General features: G+C 40.9%; 7 protein-coding genes. 6 read left to right on the top strand and 1 reads right to left on the bottom strand.

Going from position 1 to position 5,500, the window contains the following annotated elements:
• Window positions 1-127: 127 nt before the first annotated feature.
• Window positions 128-1,045, bottom strand: coding sequence for a formylglycine-generating enzyme family protein (locus tag R2R70_RS18765; protein WP_410978720.1), 918 nt, complete (start codon window positions 1,043-1,045; stop codon window positions 128-130).
• Window positions 1,046-1,256: 211 nt separating this feature from the next.
• Between R2R70_RS18765 and R2R70_RS18760 the strand changes: the two genes are divergently transcribed.
• From R2R70_RS18760 to R2R70_RS18735, 6 genes are all read left to right on the top strand, one after another.
• Window positions 1,257-1,535, top strand: coding sequence for a PAAR domain-containing protein (locus tag R2R70_RS18760; protein ID WP_077377206.1), 279 nt, complete (start codon window positions 1,257-1,259; stop codon window positions 1,533-1,535).
• Window positions 1,536-1,666: 131 nt separating this feature from the next.
• Window positions 1,667-2,599, top strand: a complete 933-nt coding sequence (locus R2R70_RS18755) for a DUF6708 domain-containing protein (protein WP_410978719.1) — start codon at window positions 1,667-1,669, stop codon at window positions 2,597-2,599.
• A gap of 41 nt (window positions 2,600-2,640) precedes the next feature.
• The gene (locus R2R70_RS18750; protein ID WP_216061598.1) at window positions 2,641-2,919 is read left to right on the top strand and encodes a PAAR domain-containing protein; all 279 of its coding nucleotides are present in this window, start codon (window positions 2,641-2,643) and stop codon (window positions 2,917-2,919) included.
• Between the two features lie 233 nt (window positions 2,920-3,152).
• Entirely contained in the window at window positions 3,153-4,085 is a 933-nt protein-coding gene (locus R2R70_RS18745; protein WP_410978718.1) for a DUF6708 domain-containing protein, read from the top strand.
• A gap of 42 nt (window positions 4,086-4,127) precedes the next feature.
• Window positions 4,128-4,421, top strand: a complete 294-nt coding sequence (locus R2R70_RS18740) for a PAAR domain-containing protein (protein WP_410978717.1) — start codon at window positions 4,128-4,130, stop codon at window positions 4,419-4,421.
• Between the two features lie 88 nt (window positions 4,422-4,509).
• Window positions 4,510-5,394 carry a DUF6708 domain-containing protein gene (locus R2R70_RS18735; RefSeq protein WP_410978716.1) on the top strand — a complete coding sequence of 295 codons (885 nt, stop codon included), beginning with the start codon at window positions 4,510-4,512 and terminating at the stop codon, window positions 5,392-5,394.
• The last annotated feature ends 106 nt before the right edge of the window (window positions 5,395-5,500 follow it).

Here is a 5,500-nt window from a genome sequence, read left to right as displayed (position 1 = left end):
GCTGAGTTCTGAGTATGACATGAGCGCAATACCTTACAGGGAAACTCAGGTGTTGCACTCAGAATCTGCGGCCAAGCAGTGTATTGTTGATGAGTTTGGTTATGTATGATTTTTGCGTACACTTTTACTAATTAGAGACACATCTGAAAGTATGAGTGCGTAAACTACCCTTTTTTACCGCACCACTTGGTGTCCTAAAACTAGCATCTGGGAAAGAGCTTGCTCGCCTGATCGTAAATTTAGCAGTAGTTCCCTCACCAAAGCTTCCCCCTCGTTCGACTTTTTCAGTCCCTGACTTAGGACCTTGGGGGTTATGTTGTGGTGAGTTTTCATAGTAGTTTTCACTATACCAATCATTAGTCCATTCATAGCCATTGATCCCCATTTGGTATATTCCCATAGGGTTTGGCGGTATAGATTTAATTTTACTTGGTGCCAGAGTAGAATTCGCTGGCGTGCTTTTCTTGATCTCATCTCTTGTAAGAATATTGACTCCTCTTCGATAGGAGCCATCATTAGTCCCAAATAAATAGAATTTCCCTCTTGAACGAGCAGCAAACTCCCATTGCGCTTCAGTCGGTAATTTATAGGTGCTGTCAGTATTAGCAGAAAGCCAAGAGCAATAGTCATTGGCTTGGTGCCACGTGACTCCCGCTGGAACATTAGGAGCTCTATATTTTTTCTCAATGCCACTGTTGTTTATAGTTTGTTTTCCAGTGGCTAACGTATAGGTATCAAAATCATCATAAGATACTTGAGTCGCAGAAATAGAATAACTATCGAGAGTCACTGTATGTAATGGCTTGTTGTCTTTGTGAACGGAGTAAGGCAAGCCATTGGTCCCCTCATCAATAGGCCCAAAATCGCCCATTTGGAAAGTACCACCTTTTACAAAAATCATATTGGCTTCAGTTTTTTTGATAAGAGTCGCGATTTTTTCCTGATCAGAGGTAGTAAGTTCCTCGCTATTGGACTTAGATTCATTGCAGCCTGAGAGTAGCAAAAGTGATATTGCTAAGATAACAGTGGAAGATGAATTGTGCACTATATTTCTCAATTAGTTAAATTGTTTGTGATATGTTATCACTTTTTTATTCATCAGTAAATGTGGAGATATAAATGAATGGCCATTTCATGTTGGTCAACGTTTATTCTTATACAGTTGATCTTTGAAAATAAAGTTTTAATTATCGCAGCTGTTCTTGATTCAGTGATAGAATTTTATAAAGCGTTGTATTACTAGATAGGAGATAAGCATGTTCAGTTCCGGAGATGGCGTTATCGTACTCGGAGATAGCACGACCCATGGCGGCAAGGTGGTGTCTGCCCAGTCCAACTATCTATTGGAGGGCAAGCCGGTGGCAGTGGTGGGGGACATGGTGACGTGCCCCAAGGATGGCCACAGCACCTGCAGCATCATCGAGGGGCATCCGACGATCAGCTTGAATGGCAAGCCGGTGGCGTTTCACGGCTGCCATACGGCATGTGGGGCGGCGCTGATCTCTGCGGCAAGTGGCAAGCACGGCCTGGGATGAGAGTGTGAGCTCGTCTAGGAGATATCTGTATTCGATGATCCCGTAGCCTTGGCTGCGGAATTTTCATTTAATAAGTATCTGATAAATCCATTTTTTGTAGCTTGGATAAAATTGGGCCCAGAGTGATTACTGTGAAAGATTCACCAAATGGCAATTATTTAGTAACAGAATGCAACGACCATTTCCTTGAAGTAGTTGGGCGAGAAAATGATTCTAGAGGAAGATTCAATTTTACTGCTTTTATAATAGGTATCGCAGTAACTACAACGCTAGGTTTGGCAGTTGCTATCATTTTAAATGAAAATGTTCCTGTGCATTTAGATGTAATGGCTATCATAGGTGGAGTGCTACTTACATTTTTTTATATCGTTGTGTATTTTCTTTTTAAATATGATACTTTTAAAAGTAGTCAGTATTCTGTAAGGTTTTTGAGAATAGAAAGAAAAGTTACAGCGATCACTTATGATGGCTCAACAATGACTTTAGATTGGGATGCAGGAAATGTTGAATATACAACTGCTGGTGGAAAAGGTAGTATTCTGACGCTGGTTCCTGGCATTGTCTGGCTTAGAGATACGAATTTATCTAATACGGATAAATATCAACGTATCGCTATTGGTAGTGATATGCTCGATAGAAAAGACATATTGAGAAATATATGGCTTATTACTAAAGACTATATGGATAGGCCTGACGGTATTGACATCACCAAGTCGAGAATTAATTTCTGTGTGCCTGGTTCGTCAACCAGGGAGGGGACCAAGTATGGCGTTTTACATGGTTACTATTTTTGCGATAAGCCATTGGTGAAGCTGATGTTATCACCTATCGTCACGCCTATGGTATTAGGGCGTTGGTTATCCATGGTTACGTCAAAGATTCCCTCATGGCCTAAAGAGATACTTGAGGTGTGCCAGTTGAGAGATGATGAAGAAACTATGAATTGGAAAAATTATCATAGGATCCCTTTCTGGGAAAACGAGTGTGTAATTCTATGTTTCTCAATTGGGCTGATAGTGGACTCGATTGGTGTATACTACTTGATCCAGCACCTTATTCATTGAGATATTAACTATCTTTCATTCGCTTTCTAAGGGGTTGATCCATGTTCAGTTCCGGAGATGGCGTCATCGTGCTCGGGGATAGCACTACACATGGTGGCAAGGTGGTGTCTGCCCAGTCCAACTATCTGCTGGAGGGCAAGCCGGTGGCAGTGGTGGGGGACATGGTGACGTGCCCCAAGGATGGCCACAGCACCTGCAGCATCATCGAGGGGCATCCCACTATCAGCTTGAATGGCAAGCCGGTAGCGTTTCACGGCTGCCATACGGCATGTGGGGCGGCGCTGATCTCTGTCGCGAGTGGCAAGCACGGCTTGGGGTGAGGGCGTGAGCTTGCCCATATGGTATCTGTAATCGATGATTCCGTAGTCTTGGCTGCGGGATTTTTTAGAAGAGATTTCGTAGTGTCTTGCTGTACCGCACATATAATTGTTGTGCATGGAATATAGTAGCAAAAATGACTTTTCGTACAAAGCCTAACAAAGGATAGTTCTGTTGTGAAATCAGTTCATCCGGTACATACATCTAAATCTTATTTTTATAAAGGTGTTATTGTATGAGCGATTTCATAAGTCCAAGAGATTTGAGCTACTTTATAACACGTTATAACGATAAGTATATCGAATTGGTTGGGACTATAAATGACATTAGGGGACGAAATGCTTCGCTAGCTTTAATGTTTATTGCGTTTATATCTGGTATGATTTTTTTGTCGACTTATATTCTCGTTAATGGAGGACCAAGTTATCTAATGTGGACCTGTAGTATCGGCCTCATTTTTTGTTTTATTTTTTTAGTCTTTTTATTGAAATCGCTAATGTTTGATGCTTTCAGACTAACGCAATATGCTGTTAGAGTGAATAGAAAGTCGCAGTGCATCTATATATTCAGGCATAATAAAACCTGCGTAAAATGGTCTTGGGAAAATGTAAGATGTACTGTTGTGTCTTCTACAGGTCAAGAACGAGCTCTTAATGGAGCAATGGCATCCATGTGGGTCAATTTAATTGATAAAGATTCTAATGAAATTATTGATTCAGCCCCTATAGCAAGTGATTCATTAAATCGTCGTGAGCTTTTGGAAAGGTTGCTGCTTGAGATTAGTGATTTTATGGATTACAAAAATAATTTAAATTCAGTCGATCTCGATTTCTGTTCACCAGGATCGACAAGACGTGAAGGGCTTAAGTTTGGTATCATCCATGCTTTTTCGGTTATTCATACTGCGGCTTTAAAATTAATTGGATCGCCTATTATTTCTGCTATAGTATTAGGAAGATGGTTTGCTATCTACACATCCAAGCTTCCTAAGTGGTCTGATGAGGCAAAAAGTGATTGTAAATTAGAAGACGATGAAATGTCTATGGATTGGAGTAATAATAAAGTAGATGATTTTTGGATAGGTGCTTGGCCTGTTATTTGTTTCTTTGTTGGCTTTTTTGTGGATGTTGTCGCCTTGCTATATTTTTATAAATCTCTAGTGATATAGCACTATAACTGATGTCGAATTTTATGACTTCTAGTGTGTTTGATGGAGAAAAGTAATATGTTCAGTTCCGGAGATGGCGTCATCGTGCTCGGTGATAGCACGACACATGGCGGTAAGGTGGTGTCTGCCCAGTCCAACTATCTATTGGAGGGCAAGCCGGTGGCAGTGGTGGGGGACATGGTTACGTGCCCCAAGGATGGCCACAGCACCTGCAGTATCATCGAGGGTCATCCCACTATCAGATTGAATGGCAAGCCGGTAGCGTTTCACGGCTGCCATACGGCATGTGGGACAGCGCTGATCTCGGCGGTAAGCGGAACCCATGGGCTAGGCTGATCCACTGTACGCATTATCCACGAAACCCTCTTGGTTTCTCTATGAGGGGTTGCTATTCATAGTAATCTAGCATTAACAGAGTAATGCAGTGAATATCGAAAAGTATCTTCGTGTTACGGGTATGATAAAAAAAGGTGAGTATCCTGATATTGAAATCCCAGTATTTAAGAAAGGAGAAGGAATTAAATCGCCGCCTCAATCAGTATTTTATATTGGTAAGAGTCATATGATTCTTGGGGATACTGATTTTAGAGAAAGAGGAAGGCTACTCGGAGCAAGTTTTCTATATATTCCAGTTATTGTGACACTTTGTTCGATTTTTGCTTATTTTATGTTTTCGGCTCAAGAATACTTCTATGCAGTTTTTCCGTTTTTTTTTGCTATATTTGTATTTCATCCATTTATTTTAGGTGCATGGTTTGAAGTGATAAAAGACTCTGTCTATCCCGTAGTCTTTAATCGTGAAACTAGTAAAGTCTATTTTTTCAGCAATAAAGATTACCAGCCCAAGGAAATGCCTTGGCAAGATTGTTTGTATGCTGTTGCTTATAAAGGAAGGTCTATTATGGCCTGCCAATATGAGTTGCGTGGATTTTTAATGGACGGACCTCGTGTCGAGGATAGTTTTTCCTTCGGTGATACTGTTCTTGAAATGAAAGAAGCCCCCAAGAATGAGGTTTTTTATCTTTTTTATTATGTACAAGCATTCATGGAGTATGATGATCAGTTTGAACAACCGCCTAAACTCATGTCTTGGCGTCCATCGTTATCTGAATCCGCTCGACACACGATACCCAGGCTCATTACAGATAACTCGACTGTAAATTTCTTATCTACTGTCTTCTATCGCACCATGTGTGTCTTTTTCTCATGGCAAATACTTGGGCATTATCTCATCTGTCGATATGGTAAGATTCCACAATGGTCACAGGAAATTATCGATGAGTGCGGTGAAGATATAGTTTTAAAGTAACTATATTTCTCTTGAATGCAATCACTAAATGTCGGGTTCCGTCTGATTGATTACAGCCTGGGTAAACAACTCCGGTCGTTCGACCTGCCATTCCTTTATTGCTGCT

It is taken from the genome of Cobetia sp. SIMBA_158, from assembly GCF_046566945.1.
GTDB lineage: Bacteria > Pseudomonadota > Gammaproteobacteria > Pseudomonadales > Halomonadaceae > Cobetia > Cobetia amphilecti.
The sequence above is the reverse complement of the archived record's forward strand: the minus strand, read 5'-3'. Positions and strand labels throughout refer to the sequence as shown.